This is a genomic window from Hydrogenobaculum acidophilum (genome assembly GCF_054656715.1).
On sequence record NZ_BAAHXP010000012.1, the window covers coordinates 21915 to 38271 of the forward strand.

Here is a 16357-nt window from a genome sequence, read left to right on the forward strand (position 1 = left end):
CGCCATAGGTCGTGGTATACTTGTAGACTGTGGTATACTTGTAGCTACTTCTCTAGAAGATCTGTATACTAAAAAGCACAGTGAGGTCTTACAAAGTTATATTTTTCTAGGCATTTCTTTAATAGAGTATTAAGGTAATCAATAAACCGTGGCAGACTTGTGAATCGTGACATACTTGTGAGCCGTGGCAGACTTGTGGAGCGTGGCAGACTTGTCACCTTCTTTCTAATGTTATGTAAGTTCTTCCTAAACTTTTAACCATAAAAGCTTACCTCCTTCATTTATTGGTTTATAGAAAATTTTAACAAAGGTAAGTGTCCATAGTGTATGTGAACTTATACAAAAAGTTTTAACAGTTTAAGGCTTTTTATATGATAAAATTTTATTTATGGAAATATTGGAAATACCTATAGAAGAAGAAGCTAAACAATCTTACCTTGACTATGCGATGTCCGTTATAGTGGGTAGAGCTATACCCGATGTAAGAGATGGGTTAAAACCAGTTCAAAGAAGAATACTATATGCAATGTATGAGATGGACCTCACCCCAGACAAACCCTTCAAAAAATGCGCTCGTATAGTGGGTGATACCATGGGAAGATATCATCCGCATGGAGACCAAGCTATATACGACGCACTTGTAAGAATGGCACAAGATTTTAACTTAAGATACCCTCTTGTCATAGGGCAAGGAAACTTTGGCTCTATAGATGGAGACCCCCCAGCAGCCATGAGGTATACAGAAGCAAAGCTTGCTAAAATCACTTTGAGCCTTTTAGAAGATATAGAAAACGATACCGTTGATTTTATACCAAACTTTGACGAAAGTGTGATGGAACCTCAAGTATTGCCCGCAAAAATGCCAAACTTGCTTTGCAATGGCACTACTGGAATAGCAGTAGGTCTTGCCACTTCTATTCCTCCTCATAATCTAAAAGAAGTTTGCGATGCATTGATAGCTCTAGCTCAAAATCAAGACATTACTATTGAAGAGTTGATGCAATATATAAAAGGCCCAGATTTTCCAACCGGTGGTATCATAGTAGGGGAAGTATCGCCAGAAGTTTATAAAACCGGAAGAGGACAAGTTACAATACAAGCAAAAGCAAGGGTAGAAAAAACAAGCTCTGGAAAAGAGCAAATAATAATAACCGAGATTCCTTACATGGTAAACAAAGCAGAACTTATAAAAAAAATAGCGGAGTTGGCAAGATCTGGCAAACTAAAAGAAATATCTGATTTAAGAGACGAATCTGATAAGGAAGGAGTAAGAATAGTAATAGAATTAAAAAGAGATGCAAAAGGGGATGCTGTATTAAAAAAGCTATACAAAAATACACCGCTACGTAAAAACTTTCCTATAAACATGGTGGCTTTAGTAGGTCTTGAACCAAAGCTTTTAAATTTAAAAGATATTTTAACGGAGTTTTTCAAACATAGACTAAACGTAATTTATAGAAGAACAGAGTTTTTCCTAAGAAAAGCCGAAGAAAGACTTCACATAGTAGAAGGGCTTTTGATTTGCATAAAAGACATTGACAAAGTGATAGAAACCATAAGAGCTTCAGAGGATACTCAAGACGCCAAAGAAAGGCTTACAAAAGGATGGTCCTTGACAGAAAAGCAAGCTCAGGCTATTCTTGATTTGAGGCTGCAAAGGTTAACATCTTTAGAAACTTCAAAACTTCAAAAAGAACACGATGAACTTATAGAAAATATCAAAAAGTATAAAAACATACTAGAAAACAAACAAGAAAGGATAAATATATTTATAAACGAAACCAAAGAACTGGCGGAGCGTTTTAAAGATCCTAGAAAAACCTTTATAGAAGGTATGGTTAAAGAAGATACCTACGTAGACGTCTTCATAACCAAGAACGGTTTCGTAAAACCTTTAGAGCTTCTTGATAGCGAACTCTTAGAAAAAGAAGAAAAATCTCCCATAATAAATATAGCAAGGTTAAAATTCACAGAGGGGCTTTTTATAGTATCAAACAAGGGAAGGGTTTACTGGACAGCTGGCTCTGAGGCACTCTCTGGAAGCGTAGTGCATATGAAAGATACAGATGAATATGCTGTGGGGGTATTTGTAAGAGAGCAATACAACTCTAGGCTTTTACTTTTGACAAACAAAGGCTGTATTAAAAAAATACCTTTGGTGGAATTTGAATACAAAACCCAAGGCTTTCAAATTGTAAAGCTATCAGAAAATGAAGAAGTAGTTTACATAAGTGGCTCTCAAGACGAAGATGAGATACTTATTATCACGAAAAAAGGCTATATAAATAGAATACAAACTCAAGATGTTGCAGCTTCTACATCTAGCTCCAAAGCTCTACAGTGCATAAAATTAAACGATAAAGATGATGCTATAGTTGTAAAAGCGTTAGAAAGCAAAGATTTTGGGCTTTTAATAACAGAGGAAGGTTATGCAAAGAAGATAAAGTTAGAAGATATTCCAAGCAAATCAAGAACATCTCAGGGTGTAAATGTATTAAAACAAAAAACTTTAAACATTAGAGACTTTCTATTTTTGAGTGACGATGAAAATTTTGATATATTGATATCCACTCTAAACGGTTCTCATATGAGGTTTGATATTAAAAGCCTAATACAAAAGATAAAAGTACCAGCTGGCATAAATGTACCAGAAGAAAAAATAATTGAATTAAAAGATGATAAAGTTTATAGGGTGGTAAGGCTATGATAAATATTGAACTTATAAGAAAGAATCCTGATTTTGTCAAAGAAAACCTAGCAAAAAGAGATATCTTTTTAAAAGATAGGATAGACGATATACTAAAGCTAGATGAAGAAAAAAGGCAAAAGATAAAAAAGTTAGAAGATTTGAGAGCTTTAAGGAACTCTAAAAGCAAAGAGATAGGCATTTTAAAAAAGCAAGGTATAGACACAGAAGAGTTAGAAGAAGAGATAAAGAATTTAAAAAACGATATAGCAGAGCTAGAAGACGAGCTTCGTCGTATAGAAAAATATATAGAAGATTTACTTCTTAGGATACCCAATCTTTTGCACGATAGTGTACCATACGGCAAAGATGAAAAAGACAACGTAGAGATAAAAAGATGGGGAGAATTACCAAGGTTTGATTTTGAAATAAAAGACCACTCAGAGCTTGGTGTACTAAGAGACCTAATAGATTTTGACCAAGCTAGTGCTATGTCAGGTAGTAGGTTTAGCATATTGAAGGGTCCATTGGCTAAGTTAGAAAGAGCTCTTATAAATTTTATGCTTGATATAAACACAAAAAATGGCTATAAAGAGATGATAGTACCACATCTTGTAAAAGAAGAAGCCTTGATTGGAACGGGACAGTTGCCAAAATTTCAAGAGGAGCTTTATTATATAAAAGATGATGAACTATATTTAATACCTACAGCAGAGGTTTCTCTTGTAAATACTTATAGAGATACCATACTTCAGGAAAGCGATTTACCCATAAATCTTACCGCCTACACACCTTGCTATAGAAGAGAGGCTGGTTCTCACGGTAAGGATATAAAAGGGCTTATAAGACAACATCAATTTGACAAAGTAGAGCTTGTAAAAATAACACACCCTGATAACTCTTATGAAGAGCTTGAAAAACTATTGTCAAATGCAGAAGAGATATTACAGCTTTTAGAACTTCCATACAGGGTAGTGGTGCTTTGCTCAGGAGACATAGGCTTTTCCGCTTCTAAAACCTACGATATAGAAGTATGGATACCGTCTCAAAACAAGTATAGAGAAATCTCTTCTTGTTCAAACTGTGAAGATTTTCAAGCTAGAAGGGCAAATATAAGATTTAAAGACAAAACTGGTAAAAATAGATTTGTGCATACGTTAAACGGCTCCTCTTTAGCAGTTGGTAGAACTTTGGTGGCTATTATGGAAAATTACCAAACAAAAGACAACAAGATAAGAGTACCAAAAGTTTTAAGAGACTATATAAAGGAAGAGTATATATGAGAAAAGCACACATTTTTAGACAAACAAAGGAAACTACGATTGACATAGAAATAGATTTGGATGGGTCTGGGGTTTATCAAATAGAAACACCAGTGGGATTTTTAAACCATATGATTGAAAGCTTTTCAAAACATAGCTTCATAGATATAAAATTAAAAGCCGAAGGGGATATAGATGTATCTTATCATCATCTTGTGGAAGACGTGGGTATAGCCTTAGGACAGGCTATGCTAAAAGCACTTGGAGATAAATCTGGTATAAATAGATATGGTTTTGCAATACTTCCTATGGATGAGGCTTTAGTGCTTTGCTCCCTTGATTTTTCTGGAAGAGGACTTTTTTATTACGACCGAAAAGATTTAAGAGGGAAGATTACAGAGTTTGATTTTGAGCTAATATGGGAGTTTATAAAAGGTTTTGCTCTAGAAGCAAAAGCTACAATTCATATAAAAGTATTAGAAGGACATATACTACACCATATAGCAGAGTGTGCTGTTAAGTCTTTGGCTTTTAGCGTAAGGCAAGCCATATCAAAACACGATAAGGGAATACTTTCTACCAAAGGTCTTCTATGAAAGAAAAGTTTAGAGGCATTGTCCTAGGCTCTGCTATAGGAGATGCCATAGGTAAGTCTTTTGAAGAGCTTGATATATACCAAGTGGAAGATTTTTATAGAGATTTACCAATAACTACTTTTGTAGAACCCCATCCTAGCTCGCCGGCCTTTTTTCAAGCCCCACACGAAACATCCGATGAAACTACAATAGCAAGACTTTTGCTAGAATCCATAGTAGAATCTAAAAAGCTAGATATATACAATTACTTTGACAAGTTAAAGTCTTGGGCTTTTAGTGAAAATATTCATAGATACCCAGACCCTTTTATATTAAAAGCCATATACAATTTATCAAACAACGTTACCGAAGGCTTTAGGTTTTCTTCGGTAGAAGGGATATTAAGAGTAATAGCTGTTTCCATGCTTCATTTTGATAATGAAGAGTTGTCAGAAGAGGCTGCAAAATTGGTAACAGCTCTAACCCACAGAAGCCCTGAGGCGTTAGACGCAGCTATTTTATTCAACGCTTTTCTTGTAAAAGCCATAAACAACGATGAAATGTTTGATACTATAGAAAATAGGATAGAGCTATTGCATATTTTAAGCTCAAAAGTCAGCAGTCAAAATACAAAAAAGACAATAGATGTTATAATAGATGCATTAGAAGACGGGTATTCCAAAGAAAAAGCTATACTATCCATAGGAAACGGAAGCTATGTACTTGAAAGTTTCGGGCTTTCTCTATACTATTTTCTATCAGAAGGTATAGAATATCCTTTCGAAGCTTTTATAAACGCTATAAACTCATATTGGGAATTTGGAGGCGATACGGACGCTATAGGATTTATCACCGGGGCTTTGATAGGAGCCTATCATGGATATGGGTTTTTGCCAGAAGAACTAATATCAAATTTGGAAAACAAAGACCATTACATAAATCTAGCTGATAGCATTTACAACTTGGTAAAAAAAATATATCAAAAATAAGATAAAATATTTATATGTTTGGATTCATGAACAGTGCAATAGGTATTGACTTAGGAACAGCCAACAGTTTGGTCTTCGTACCAGGAAAGGGTATTGTCTTAGAAGAACCGTCTATAGTGGCTATAGACTCTAGAAAACATAAAGTTTTAGCAGTAGGAGCAGAAGCCAAAGAAATGCTTGGTAAAACTCCTGATTATATAAAAGCTGTAAGACCCTTAAGAGATGGAGTTATAACAGATTTTGAGATTACGCAGGTAATGATATCTCATTTTATAAAAAAAACACTTGGTAAGGGTATCTTAAAACCAAAGCCAAGAGTAGTGGTAGGAGTCCCATCCGGCGTAACACCTGTAGAAGAAAGGGCGGTTATAGATGCAGCCAAATCAGCAGGAGCCAGAGAAGTTTATCTCATAGCAGAACCCATGGCAGCGGCTATCGGAGCAGATTTACCAATTTCTGAACCCGTAGGCAACATGGTGGTAGATATAGGTGGCGGTACTACCGATATAGCAGTTATATCTTTGTCTGGCATAGTTATATCCCATTCTCTAAAAATAGCTGGAGATGAAATGAACGAAGCTATCACCGAATATATAAAAAGAAAGTTTAGCATGCTTATAGGAGAGCAAACTGCAGAAAAGATAAAGTTAGAACTAGGCTCAGCTATATATCCAACGGAAAACAAAGAAATGGAAGTAAGAGGAAGAGACGCCACTGGGCTTCCAAGGTCTATCGTTGTGGATTCTACTCAAATATACGAGGCTTTGGAAGATACGTTAAATGCTATAGTAAGCGCTGTGAAAACCACTTTGGAAAAAACACCTCCAGAATTAGCCGCAGATATAGTAGAAAGAGGTATAGTGTTAGCAGGAGGAGGTTCTTTACTTAGGAATTTACACAACAAGCTTACCAAAGATTTAGGTATAAAAACCTATTATTGCGAAGACCCATTAAGAGCTGTTGCAAGAGGTGTTGGTAAGGTAGTAGATGATATAGAGCTTCTAAAGAAAGTATCTTTTGCATGAGGCTCAACCTTCTATATCTATTTTTGCTTATTATTTCTTTATTGTCCATATTTATTCCCACACAAACAAGCTACATACTAATAAAATACAATCCTTTAAACTATATAAATAGTTATAGGTTAAGTATTTATGCTTTTAGTAAAGACTTGTTGTCTAACTACTTGGAGCTATTAAACACGCAAAAAGAAAATATTTTGCTAAAAAAGAAGCTCGCTTATTACGAAACTTTCAAAAATGAATTAGCAAAATGCCAAAATGAGTCGAGGCAACTATACTACATATCAAACAGCTTATCTTTCATAAATCCAAGTGCAAATCCCAATATATATGTGTCAAAAGTAATAGGCTATGATTTATCAGGTAAAAAAAGTTTTATAGAGATAGAAAACAACGGTGATATAAAAGAAGGTGATATAGTCTCCTCAAATGGATATTTTGTTGGTATAGTATCTAAAACATATAAAAACGCCGCTTATGTGATGACAGTATATAACAAAAAGTTTCATGCACTTGTATATGACTATGCCACCGGTGATACATATATTTACAAGGGAGGATATCCCAATGGGAAAATTATAAATGCAAGTTCAATAGACAATATAAATGTTGGTGATTTAATTTATTTTAGAAGCCTAAAAAACCAAGAAATACCTTATTTGCTAGTTGGAAAGGTTAAAAGCGTAAAAAGAGCTAAAAATTTATTTTTCTTGAATGTAAGCGTTGAACCATTGGCAAATCCTAATATATATGATTTTGTTGTGGTTGTAGGCGATCAAAAATGAATAAAAAGTATTTTCTGTTATCTTTTATAGCGCTTTTCATATTAGAATTTTTCTTACTAGAGGGAGGCGGAACGTATCCTTTTCCAGAAGCTTTTTTACCATTAATATTCCTAAATATAGAAAATCCTTACACCCCGTTAAAGGCTTTTTTACTTGGGGTTTTAATGGATTTGAGTGTAAACACCTTTGGTATATTTACCTTTAGCTATACTTTTTATACAATTTTAGCGAGGTTTTTATTCAGCTATACTATAGACTTTGAAGATGATTATCTAAAGCTGCCTGCTTTTTTCATTTTCGATATACTTGTAAAAATAACTAACGTTGGTATACTTTATATAAAGTATAGTTATATACACATTGGTTTTATAAGTTTTGCTGTGGCAGTTTTAATAGATTGCCTAATATTTTTAGCTTTAAACATGTTTAATAAAAAATGAAAAAAAATTATTTAGTTTTTGGGCTTTTAATATTAATCGCTTATATAGTAGTAGGCGCAAGATTGTTTTATCTTCAGGTGATAGAAGGACAAAAATATTACGAAGAATCAAAACAAAACTACACTAGACTTCAACTGCTATATCCACCAAGAGGAGCCATAGAAAGTTCTGATGGTATAAAACTTGCTTACGATATCCCCACTTATGACTTATACATAGATCCCCAAGAAATATCTGAAAACAAACATTTAAAAAAAGAAATAGAAAGATTTAAAAGGCTGTTTGGCATAGATATAACCAATATAGTAAAAGCCAACAAAAACTCTATAACCCCTATAAAAATAATGGACAATCTAAATACAGAACAATTAGAAACATTTTATACAAACTCATACAAATTTCCTGGTATTTTTGTGGGCATAGTACCAAAAAGAGTATATCCATACGGTGAAGAATACGCTCACATAATAGGATACGTAGGGTTACCCTCCGCCAAAGAGCTTAAAAAATATAATATAGGCCCTCAAAGTTTGGTAGGAAAAGCAGGCATTGAAAAAAGATTTAACAAATACCTTATAGGCACGTTAGGCTATAAAAAAATAATGGTAAACGCTCTAGGAAAAGAGTTATATACCATAGACAAAAAACCTCCAGTACAAGGTGACACCGTAGTACTTACTATAAATGCTCAAATTCAAAATATAGTACACAAAGTATTTCTAGATTCTGGGCAAAAAGTAGGAGCTGTTATTGTGATGAATGCCCACAACGGAGAAATATTGGCTTTAGACAGTTTCCCAGAATATAATCCAAACGACATATATAAAGATTGGAATAAAATTATAAACAACCCTTTAAGACCATTTTTAAACAGAGCTACCGAAGCTATATATCCACCAGGTTCTGTCTTTAAAGTCCCTATCGCTATAGCAGCGTTAAAGTACGGTGTCATAACCCCATCTTCCACTCTTGATTGTTCTGGATATATAAAAGTGGGTAACCATATCTTTTACAATTGGATTAGATACGATACTGGATACCAAACTATAGACCAAGCTATTCAAAACTCTTGTGATACATTCTTTTACCAACTTGGTATGAAACTTGGACAAAAAAGAATATACGATATAGAAAGAGATTTTGGTTATGGTTCCAGTATACCTTTTGAACTATACAACTCGCCTGGTTTTTTGCCCACCAAAAGCTGGAAACTACGCAAATTTCATCAGCCTTGGTATGAAGGTGATACTGTAAATATGAGCATAGGGCAAGGATATGTACTAGTAACGCTTCTTCAGCAAGTAACTATGATGGAAGGTATAGCAAACAACGGTGTCATATATCAACCCACGCTTTTAAAAGAAATAAAAACAGCAGACGGTAAAGTTATATTTAAAAACAGCAGAAAAGTATACAGATATGTAAAAGCGCCGTTAGAAGATTATTCTATAGTCAAGAAGGGGTTAAGAGAAGTGGTTTTAAGAGGTACCGGTACAAATGCGTTCTCTACCATTGTAGACATAGCAGGTAAAACAGGTACAGCTCAGGTGGTGTTCGGAAAGCATGTAGGACCAAACAGTCCATGGAAATATCAACCAGATGCTTGGTTTGTAGGATTTGCTCCCTATAGAGACCCAAAATACGTAGTAGGTGTCATAGTAGAGCACGGTATAGAAGGCAATCTTACAGCAGCCCCAATAGTGAAAAGAATATTAGAGCAAATATATATGAAAGGTATAAATAGAGAAATCAACTAGTTATGTTATAATATTTTTGTGCGTAAATTAACGTTAATTTTTGTAAGTATTTTTAGTATATTGCTTTTTTCTTGTGAAAAGCCACAAAACATAGATATAAAAGGAAGGCCGTTCAATTTTAAGCTGTTGTCAAAAGATAAACAAGTTTCTTTAAAAGATTACGAAAAAAGATATAAAGTCATTCTCATTTATTTTGGATATACCCACTGTCCAGATGTATGCCCTACGGTGTTGCACAGATTGTCTTCTATGTATGATATGCTTGGAAGCGATAGAAAATATGTAAAAGTACTGTTTATAACCTTAGACCCCAAAAGAGATACACCAAGTATAGCTAACGAATACGCTAAGTTCTTCAACAAAAATTTCAGCGGTTTATCCGGAAACCCAAACTACATAAAGAAAGTGGCCGACAATTACGGTGTAGTTTATAAAATAGTACCTTCAAAAACGGAAGGTTATCTTATAGACCACACCGACAATATATATGTAATTTACAATAAAAGCCTAAAAACTATATTTTTTGATAAAGATCAAAATCCAGCTTACATGGCATCCTATATAAAAAAACTGTTAACAAGTAAAAACTAAAATACTTGATTTTTTAGCCGATATATCTTATATTAATTTATAGGAGGTATTAATATGAGCTACATGGATATAGCAAACATAGCAACTGATATGCAACAAGCTAGCAATGTAAATAAACAACAAATATGGGGGTTGAAATCTATGTTAGACAATCAGTCAAACGTAGTTCAACAGCTGTTAGGAGAGGTTAGCAATACAAACAATTCAAATAATCCACCATACACAGGGGAAAAGCTAAACGTTAAAGCATGAAGGTCCTTATAGTAGAAGATAATATAGACTTGGCTTTATCAATAAAGGATATAGTCCGTAGCAAAGGTTGGCTTGCAGATTTTGTATCAAACTTTGAAGATGCCAAATACGCTACAAAAGATAAATCTTACGATATAGTAATATTAGACTTGATGCTAGGGCCTAAAAACGGTATTGAGCTTTTAAAAAACGCAAGGGAAGAAAATCTAAAAACTCCATTTTTAGTGCTTACTGCAAAAGATGGTATAAACGACAAGCTTACCGCTTTTAACATAGGAGCTGATGACTATCTCACAAAACCTTTTGATATGAAAGAGCTTTTGGCGCGCATGGAAGCTATAGTAAGAAGGACAAGGCAATCAACAAACGCAGAGCTAACATGCGAAAAGTTATCTTTAGATACTTCTAATTTCACAATCCAGATAGAGGGCAAAATTATACCAGCCACAAAAAAACAGTTTTTGATATTGGAAAAACTTATTTCAAACGCCGGAAGAGTTGTAACAGTAGAACAACTGCTTAGTTACGCATGGGGGATAGATGAAGAACCATCGTCTTTCTCTTTGAGGTCTCATATAAGGACCATAAGAAAGTTAATAGAAGGCTCCGGATGTCAGATAAGAACTGTATACGGCATAGGTTATTCAATAGAACCAAAGGATAGCTCAAAAACACAAGAAGAACTTAATTGGGATTAGAAGAAAAAAAAGAAAATACCCTTGCTTATCTTACGGTAGTATATAGCTTAGTTATTTTTGCAATAGTTTTCATATTCTCTATATCATCTTATGTAGCTTTTAGTATATTGGTAGACAATTTTGTAGCCTCTGATTTAAAACAAGAGCTCACATATATAAGCTCTCAAAATATAACACAAAATACAAAATGGCTCACCTTTAGCGATGAATCCATAGCGGTGCTTGATAAAAATGGAAACATAATTAGTATATCTAGAAATTTCCCAAGCTTTAGGTTTTATAAATTTAAACCGGGATTTCACCTTGGTTATATAAACGGCAAAAAAATAATGTATATAAGGGCTGTTTTGCCAAGCAAACTTACGGTGATAGTAGCAAGGAATATGACAAAATTTGAATCTATAAAAAAGAAGCTTCTAAGCAGCTTTATATTGGCATTGGTGATACTTTCAGTAATTATAGCTTTTACGGGATTTTTTATAGCAAAAGCCATAACAAACAGTTTCATAAGTTTTATGGAGAGAATATACACCATGGCACTAAACTTCTCCCATGAGGTTAAAACCCCTCTTACCATCATCTCTACAAACCTTTCTTTATTAGAAATAAACCCGGATAAAATATATATAGAAAGGATATCAAGAGCTTTAAAGCAGTTAAACAATCTTCTAAATAAAGTGGTCTTTATAGCAAAAGCAGATGAATACTCAACGCTAAACAAACAGACCTTTATGCTTGAAGATGTAATAATGAAAACACTAAAAGAGTTAGAGCCTATTATAGAAGAAAAAAAACTAGATGTAAAATTGGATTTGGAACCAATAGAAGTAAATTCTTCTTGGGAGCTTTACGAAGCCATAATATCAAATCTCTTAGAAAATGCCGTAAAATATACAAAAGAAGGTTATGTAAAGATAAAAGCTAAAATAAATGGCAAATATTTAACAATAGTGATAGAAGACAGCGGTATAGGTATTCCAGAAAACAAACTTTCAAGTATTACAAAAGAATTTGAAAGAGCCAATACCGATAAACCAGGATTTGGTTTGGGGCTTTTTATAGTATCAAAATCTATAAACATATTAAAAGGGAAAATGCATATAGAATCAACAGAGGGAAAAGGTACCACCATAACGGTACATATACCTTTTTAAGAAAATTTTTCTTTATATATGTTAAAAGCTGTAATAAGCGTAGTAAATACTATAGGACCTAAAAACATACCCAAAAAACCCATGCTAAAAAGCCCACCCAACACTGATAAAGAAAGAAGTATATATGGTATATGGATAGCTTTTTTCATAAGAAGAGGCCTTACAAAATTATCAGACCCTATTATAAACAAAGTTGAATATAAAAAAGACCCCAAGGAGGGTAAAATACCGTCTTGATAGGCTACGTAAAATCCATAGGGCACCCACACTAAAGCTGTGCCAAGAGGTGGTATAAAAGAAGACATAAACGTTGCAAAAGCTAGCACAAGAGCGTAGTTTGGAGTAAAATAATAATACATAAAAAATCCAAACACCGCTTGTATCAACGCAGTACCCACAAATCCATATACCACACTCAACACAGTAGAGTATACAGTTTTTAATATAGTGTCAAAATCTTTTGTATTCATAGGAACTATATCTTTTACAAAGTCTATAAACTTATCCCAATCCCTTAACATAAAAAACGTAGACATTAAAAATATCAAAGCTTTTAGCATAAAACTTCCCACGAAAAATATCATATTCTTTAGCTGGTCTCCTAAAAATGAAGCTATGTAAGCAAGGGTTGTGTTTATAGCTTGATTTATTGTAGGGGCATTTAGATGCAAAAATCTTAAAAACTTGTAATAAGTTATGTGCTTGCCTATGATGGGTAATTTTTTAGATATGAGATAAACTTTTTGCTGGTCAAGGCTCATTACAAAAGCACTAGCGTTTTGAACAAGATAAATACCTTGCTCTATTATAAGCACTCCAAACACAGAAAAAGGGATAACCACAATCAACAAAATAAGAAGCGTAACGATAAAAGAGCTAAGATTTTCAGATTTTAAGGCTTTTGATAACCTCTGATGAAGAGGATAAAAAGTAATTATCGCTATAATAGACCAAACAATAGGCGTAAAAAATGGTCTCAACGTGTATAAAGCGAGTAGTAAAAGACTTATCAAAAATATAGTAAAGCCTATGTTTAAAGTTTTATCTTTTTTTAACATGGGATAATTCTTTTATCATGGATTTTAGTTGTTTTATACCAACGCCTTCTTTTGAAGAGGTTTTTATAATATCTTTTCTAAAAGCTTCTAAACGTTTTAGAGTGTTGCTTAATTCCTTTTGTGTAGCCTTGTCTATTTTGGTTAAAATTATTGTGGTGTCTAAGTTTTTGCTATCTAAATATTCAATAAGCGTAATATCAAGCTCAGTGGGACCCACTACAGCGTCCACCAAAGCAAAAACAGAAATTATATTTTCATTGTGATTTTCGATAAAATCGTTTATTATATGAGCCCACTGCTCCCTTTCTTTTTTAGATCTTTTTGCATAACCATACCCCGGTGTATCCACCAAGTATATATCAGACTCTATATAAAAGTTTAACATAGCCGTAAGCCCCGGGTCTTTACTAACCCTAGCTATTTTAGTATTGGCAATGGCGTTTATCAAAGAAGATTTGCCCACATTGGAGCGTCCCGTCAATAGAATATAGGGTTTATCAGTTGGAAAATCTTTTACGTAAGAGCCTTTAAACTTCATAAACCTAAAATATCGTTTATCTTATCCATATTTGATTTTGCTATCTCGTTTGCTTTTTTGGTGCCCTCTTCAAGTATGTTTTTCACCATGTCTTTATCTATATTTTTCCTTCTTTCTCTTATAGGTGCTAAAAATACGTTTAGATTTTTAGAAAGTATCTTTTTACATTCCACACATCCCAGTTTTCCGCTTTTACAATCAAGCTCGATATTTGAAGTCTCATCTGCGTTGGTAAATATCTTGTGATAGCTAAACACGTTGCACTTTTCAGGATGCCCTGGGTCGTTTTTTCTCAACTTCTCTGGGTCTGTAAACATCTTCATAATCTTTGAAGTAGTTTCTTCTTCGGTTTCATCTATCATGATTGTATTGTTGTAAGATTTGCTCATCTTACGTCCATCAGTGCCAAGTAGCTTCGGTGTCTCTGTGAGTATGGCTTTTGGCTCTTTGAAAAACTCTTTGTAGAGATAATTAAACCTTCGCGCTATTTCCCTTGTTATCTCTATATGAGGAAGCTGGTCTTCTCCTACTGGTACCCCATCGGCGTTGTAAATAAGTATATCTGATGCCATCAAAACTGGATATCCAAAAAATCCAAAAGTGTCTGTCTCGTAGAAATCTCTCTTTGATATGTTTAATTCTCCAAGCTTTTCTTTGTCTATTACGCCTTCTATTAAAAGCTTAATAAAAGCATCAGTAAGAGCATCAAGCATTATTTTTTTAAATAAATCTTCATCTTCTATATTGGCTGGAGCACTGTTAGCCAATATATCTAAAAGAGGTTTAAGCTTTTCTTCGTATTCTTTTTCTATATGGTTTATCTTCAAAAGGTTGTACTTAGTATCTTTGTAGGTAGGGTTTAGTTCAAGCCAGCTTTTGGGCACTATCATACTAAGTATAAGGTTTAGCTCAGCATGATATTTGACCTTTGATTGGATAAACAAAATAGATTTGTTTGGATCAAGTCCCATTGCAATCCAATCTGCCACCATTTCAAGCGTATTTTCTTTTATTTTAGATATATCCTTATAAGATGTGGTAAGAGCATGCCAATCCGCTACAAAAAAAAGCGTTTCATTGCTTTTTTGGAGTTCTACCCAATTTTTAACAGCTCCAAAAAAATGTCCTATATGTAGTTTGCCGGTAGGTCTCATACCACTAACTATTCTCATATGCCAAACCCACCCAAAAGTATTTTGTAAGCTATGGCTATAAATGGGTATATAATCCTGCCTATTACACCAGTAAATATCAAAAGAGTAAGTATTAAAAACCCGTATGGTTCAAATTTATAAAACTCCTGCCAATATTTTACTGAAAAAAAACTCATTACTACACGACTTCCGTCGAGAGGTGGTATAGGAAGTAAGTTAAAAAATGCCAATACTAAGTTTATTATAACAAGCTCTCTGGAAAACCACAAGAGAGGGTCTACTACGCTTGCAAAAAAAAGTGGATTTATATCTGATGCAATGGTGCTTTCTAAAAACCTAAAAACAATAGCTCCCAAAATAGCCATTGTTATATTGGCCATAGCTCCCGCCAAGGATACTATAAACATACCCATTCTCAAATTTTTAAATCTGCGCGGGTCTATAGGCACTGGCTTTGCCCATCCAAATAGTATAGGAGATCCCACCAACATTAAAACACCGGGTAATATTATGGTACCAAGTAGATCTATATGAGGTATAGGATTTATAGTCAGCCTCCCAGCCTCTTTAGCAGTTTTATCTCCCATCATATAAGCCGCTGCTCCATGTGCTATTTCATGAAAAATAACAGCCATCATCAAAGCCGGGACGGTTACTATAATTTGTTCAAAGTTCATTATTTTATTATATCAAAATGTTTATAGATAATACGCTGGCAGTTAGGACACATAAATGTGTGTATGTTGTTTTGAATGAGTCTGTTGTAAAAGTCCAAAGGCAATATTGTTCCACAATACGAACAAGCTTTCTTGTCCATCGGCACAAATACCGGTACAACTCTCTTTTTAACATCCTCGTAAAAATCCACAAGGTTTTTATCTAAAGAAGTTCTATAATCCTCTAAATCTTTTTGGGCTTTTGATATAGACATCTCCATATTCTCTAAATCCTCTTTAAGATTTTTAAGCTCTTCTAAAATGAACTTTTGCCTAGACAATAGCTCTTTCAACTCTTTAGAATTTTCTAAATTGTTTAATTGCATATAAGCTTGTTTTAACAAATTTCTTGTGTTTATTATAGCGTTTTCAGTTTTGGATTTTTCCCTTAGTATATTTTTATAAAGTTCTTTGTTTTTAGCAGTTTTTAAAGACTTTGATATTTTGTTTAACATTTTTTCGTAGTTTTCTATGCTTTTTGTAAAATTTTCTATCTGATGTTTAATACTTTCTTTTTGCTGGGTTATTATTTTTATTTTTGAGCTTAAATCTTCAATGTTTTTCTCAAATGCGTTTATTTCTTCTAATATTTTTTCCTTTTCTCTTAAAAGCCTCAACACTCTTTCTTCCTTTTCTTGTAGAGCAAGAAGTTTTAACAAGCTATCTTTATCCATATAAGT

General features: G+C 33.7%; 17 protein-coding genes. 12 read left to right on the forward strand and 5 right to left on the reverse strand.

Annotated elements, in window-relative coordinates; translation table 11 throughout:
• Positions 1-388 precede the first annotated feature (388 nt).
• The 12 genes from ACYQZV_RS06795 to ACYQZV_RS06850 are packed head-to-tail and all read left to right on the forward strand — an operon-like array spanning position 389 to position 12211.
• Complete coding sequence (locus tag ACYQZV_RS06795; RefSeq protein ID WP_459894247.1) at positions 389-2707, forward strand: DNA gyrase/topoisomerase IV subunit A; 2319 nt, start codon at positions 389-391, stop codon at positions 2705-2707.
• The gene (gene serS, locus ACYQZV_RS06800; RefSeq protein ID WP_459894249.1) at positions 2704-3969 is read left to right on the forward strand and encodes a serine--tRNA ligase; all 1266 of its coding nucleotides are present in this window, start codon (positions 2704-2706) and stop codon (positions 3967-3969) included. Before ACYQZV_RS06795 ends, serS begins: the two co-directional genes overlap by 4 nt.
• A complete protein-coding gene (gene hisB, locus ACYQZV_RS06805; RefSeq protein ID WP_459894251.1) occupies positions 3966-4544 on the forward strand; it encodes an imidazoleglycerol-phosphate dehydratase HisB in 579 nt (192 codons plus the stop codon). Before serS ends, hisB begins: the two co-directional genes overlap by 4 nt.
• Entirely contained in the window at positions 4541-5512 is a 972-nt protein-coding gene (locus ACYQZV_RS06810) for an ADP-ribosylglycohydrolase family protein (RefSeq protein ID WP_459894253.1), read from the forward strand. Before hisB ends, ACYQZV_RS06810 begins: the two co-directional genes overlap by 4 nt.
• A 14-nt stretch (positions 5513-5526) precedes the next feature.
• Entirely contained in the window at positions 5527-6537 is a 1011-nt protein-coding gene (locus tag ACYQZV_RS06815) for a rod shape-determining protein (protein WP_459894255.1), read from the forward strand.
• 41 nt (positions 6538-6578) lie between these two features.
• Positions 6579-7319, forward strand: coding sequence for a rod shape-determining protein MreC (locus ACYQZV_RS06820; RefSeq protein ID WP_459894258.1), 741 nt, complete (start codon positions 6579-6581; stop codon positions 7317-7319).
• Positions 7316-7759 (forward strand): hypothetical protein, encoded by a 444-nt coding sequence (locus tag ACYQZV_RS06825; protein ID WP_459894260.1) that lies wholly within the window; start codon positions 7316-7318, stop codon positions 7757-7759. Before ACYQZV_RS06820 ends, ACYQZV_RS06825 begins: the two co-directional genes overlap by 4 nt.
• On the forward strand, positions 7756-9516 hold the full coding sequence (gene mrdA, locus ACYQZV_RS06830; RefSeq protein ID WP_459894263.1) for a penicillin-binding protein 2: 1761 nt from the start codon (positions 7756-7758) through the stop codon (positions 9514-9516). The genes ACYQZV_RS06825 and mrdA overlap by 4 nt, the downstream gene beginning before the upstream one ends.
• A gap of 18 nt (positions 9517-9534) precedes the next feature.
• Entirely contained in the window at positions 9535-10107 is a 573-nt protein-coding gene (locus ACYQZV_RS06835) for an SCO family protein (RefSeq protein WP_459894266.1), read from the forward strand.
• Between the two features lie 54 nt (positions 10108-10161).
• Positions 10162-10359, forward strand: a complete 198-nt coding sequence (locus ACYQZV_RS06840) for a putative motility protein (RefSeq protein WP_459894269.1) — start codon at positions 10162-10164, stop codon at positions 10357-10359.
• A complete protein-coding gene (locus ACYQZV_RS06845; RefSeq protein ID WP_459894271.1) occupies positions 10356-11057 on the forward strand; it encodes a response regulator transcription factor in 702 nt (233 codons plus the stop codon). The genes ACYQZV_RS06840 and ACYQZV_RS06845 overlap by 4 nt, the downstream gene beginning before the upstream one ends.
• Complete coding sequence (locus tag ACYQZV_RS06850; RefSeq protein WP_459894274.1) at positions 11048-12211, forward strand: sensor histidine kinase; 1164 nt, start codon at positions 11048-11050, stop codon at positions 12209-12211. Before ACYQZV_RS06845 ends, ACYQZV_RS06850 begins: the two co-directional genes overlap by 10 nt.
• On the opposite strand, the gene ACYQZV_RS06855 is transcribed toward ACYQZV_RS06850, so the two are convergent.
• Genes ACYQZV_RS06855 through ACYQZV_RS06875 form a run of 5 tightly spaced genes read right to left on the reverse strand, consistent with a single transcriptional unit; the run spans position 12208 to position 16351 of the window.
• Positions 12208-13269, reverse strand: coding sequence for an AI-2E family transporter (locus tag ACYQZV_RS06855; protein ID WP_459894277.1), 1062 nt, complete (start codon positions 13267-13269; stop codon positions 12208-12210). The two genes, ACYQZV_RS06850 and ACYQZV_RS06855, sit on opposite strands and share 4 nt — an antisense overlap.
• On the reverse strand, positions 13253-13807 hold the full coding sequence (gene yihA / locus ACYQZV_RS06860; RefSeq protein ID WP_459894279.1) for a ribosome biogenesis GTP-binding protein YihA/YsxC: 555 nt from the start codon (positions 13805-13807) through the stop codon (positions 13253-13255). Before yihA ends, ACYQZV_RS06855 begins: the two co-directional genes overlap by 17 nt.
• A complete protein-coding gene (gene trpS / locus ACYQZV_RS06865) occupies positions 13804-14979 on the reverse strand; it encodes a tryptophan--tRNA ligase (protein WP_459894281.1) in 1176 nt (391 codons plus the stop codon). The genes yihA and trpS overlap by 4 nt, the downstream gene beginning before the upstream one ends.
• Positions 14976-15638, reverse strand: coding sequence for a site-2 protease family protein (locus ACYQZV_RS06870; RefSeq protein ID WP_459894284.1), 663 nt, complete (start codon positions 15636-15638; stop codon positions 14976-14978). The genes trpS and ACYQZV_RS06870 overlap by 4 nt, the downstream gene beginning before the upstream one ends.
• Positions 15638-16351: a zinc ribbon domain-containing protein gene (locus ACYQZV_RS06875; protein ID WP_459894287.1), complete on the reverse strand. Its 714-nt coding sequence runs from the start codon at positions 16349-16351 to the stop codon at positions 15638-15640. Before ACYQZV_RS06875 ends, ACYQZV_RS06870 begins: the two co-directional genes overlap by 1 nt.
• Positions 16352-16357 lie beyond the last annotated feature (6 nt).

What these genes read in the sequence shown, in the direction of transcription:
- ACYQZV_RS06795 (WP_459894247.1), top strand. Translation starts at nt 389, where the DNA reads ATGGAAATATTGGAAATACCTATAGAAGAAGAAGCTAAACAATCTTAC.
- serS (WP_459894249.1), top strand. Translation starts at nt 2,704, where the DNA reads ATGATAAATATTGAACTTATAAGAAAGAATCCTGATTTTGTCAAAGAA.
- hisB (WP_459894251.1), top strand. Translation starts at nt 3,966, where the DNA reads ATGAGAAAAGCACACATTTTTAGACAAACAAAGGAAACTACGATTGAC.
- ACYQZV_RS06810 (WP_459894253.1), top strand. Translation starts at nt 4,541, where the DNA reads ATGAAAGAAAAGTTTAGAGGCATTGTCCTAGGCTCTGCTATAGGAGAT.
- ACYQZV_RS06815 (WP_459894255.1), top strand. Translation starts at nt 5,527, where the DNA reads ATGTTTGGATTCATGAACAGTGCAATAGGTATTGACTTAGGAACAGCC.
- ACYQZV_RS06825 (WP_459894260.1), top strand. Translation starts at nt 7,316, where the DNA reads ATGAATAAAAAGTATTTTCTGTTATCTTTTATAGCGCTTTTCATATTA.
- mrdA (WP_459894263.1), top strand. Translation starts at nt 7,756, where the DNA reads ATGAAAAAAAATTATTTAGTTTTTGGGCTTTTAATATTAATCGCTTAT.
- ACYQZV_RS06840 (WP_459894269.1), top strand. Translation starts at nt 10,162, where the DNA reads ATGAGCTACATGGATATAGCAAACATAGCAACTGATATGCAACAAGCT.
- ACYQZV_RS06845 (WP_459894271.1), top strand. Translation starts at nt 10,356, where the DNA reads ATGAAGGTCCTTATAGTAGAAGATAATATAGACTTGGCTTTATCAATA.
- ACYQZV_RS06855 (WP_459894277.1), bottom strand. Translation starts at nt 13,269, where the DNA reads ATGTTAAAAAAAGATAAAACTTTAAACATAGGCTTTACTATATTTTTG.
- yihA (WP_459894279.1), bottom strand. Translation starts at nt 13,807, where the DNA reads ATGAAGTTTAAAGGCTCTTACGTAAAAGATTTTCCAACTGATAAACCC.
- trpS (WP_459894281.1), bottom strand. Translation starts at nt 14,979, where the DNA reads ATGAGAATAGTTAGTGGTATGAGACCTACCGGCAAACTACATATAGGA.
- ACYQZV_RS06870 (WP_459894284.1), bottom strand. Translation starts at nt 15,638, where the DNA reads ATGAACTTTGAACAAATTATAGTAACCGTCCCGGCTTTGATGATGGCT.
- ACYQZV_RS06875 (WP_459894287.1), bottom strand. Translation starts at nt 16,351, where the DNA reads ATGGATAAAGATAGCTTGTTAAAACTTCTTGCTCTACAAGAAAAGGAA.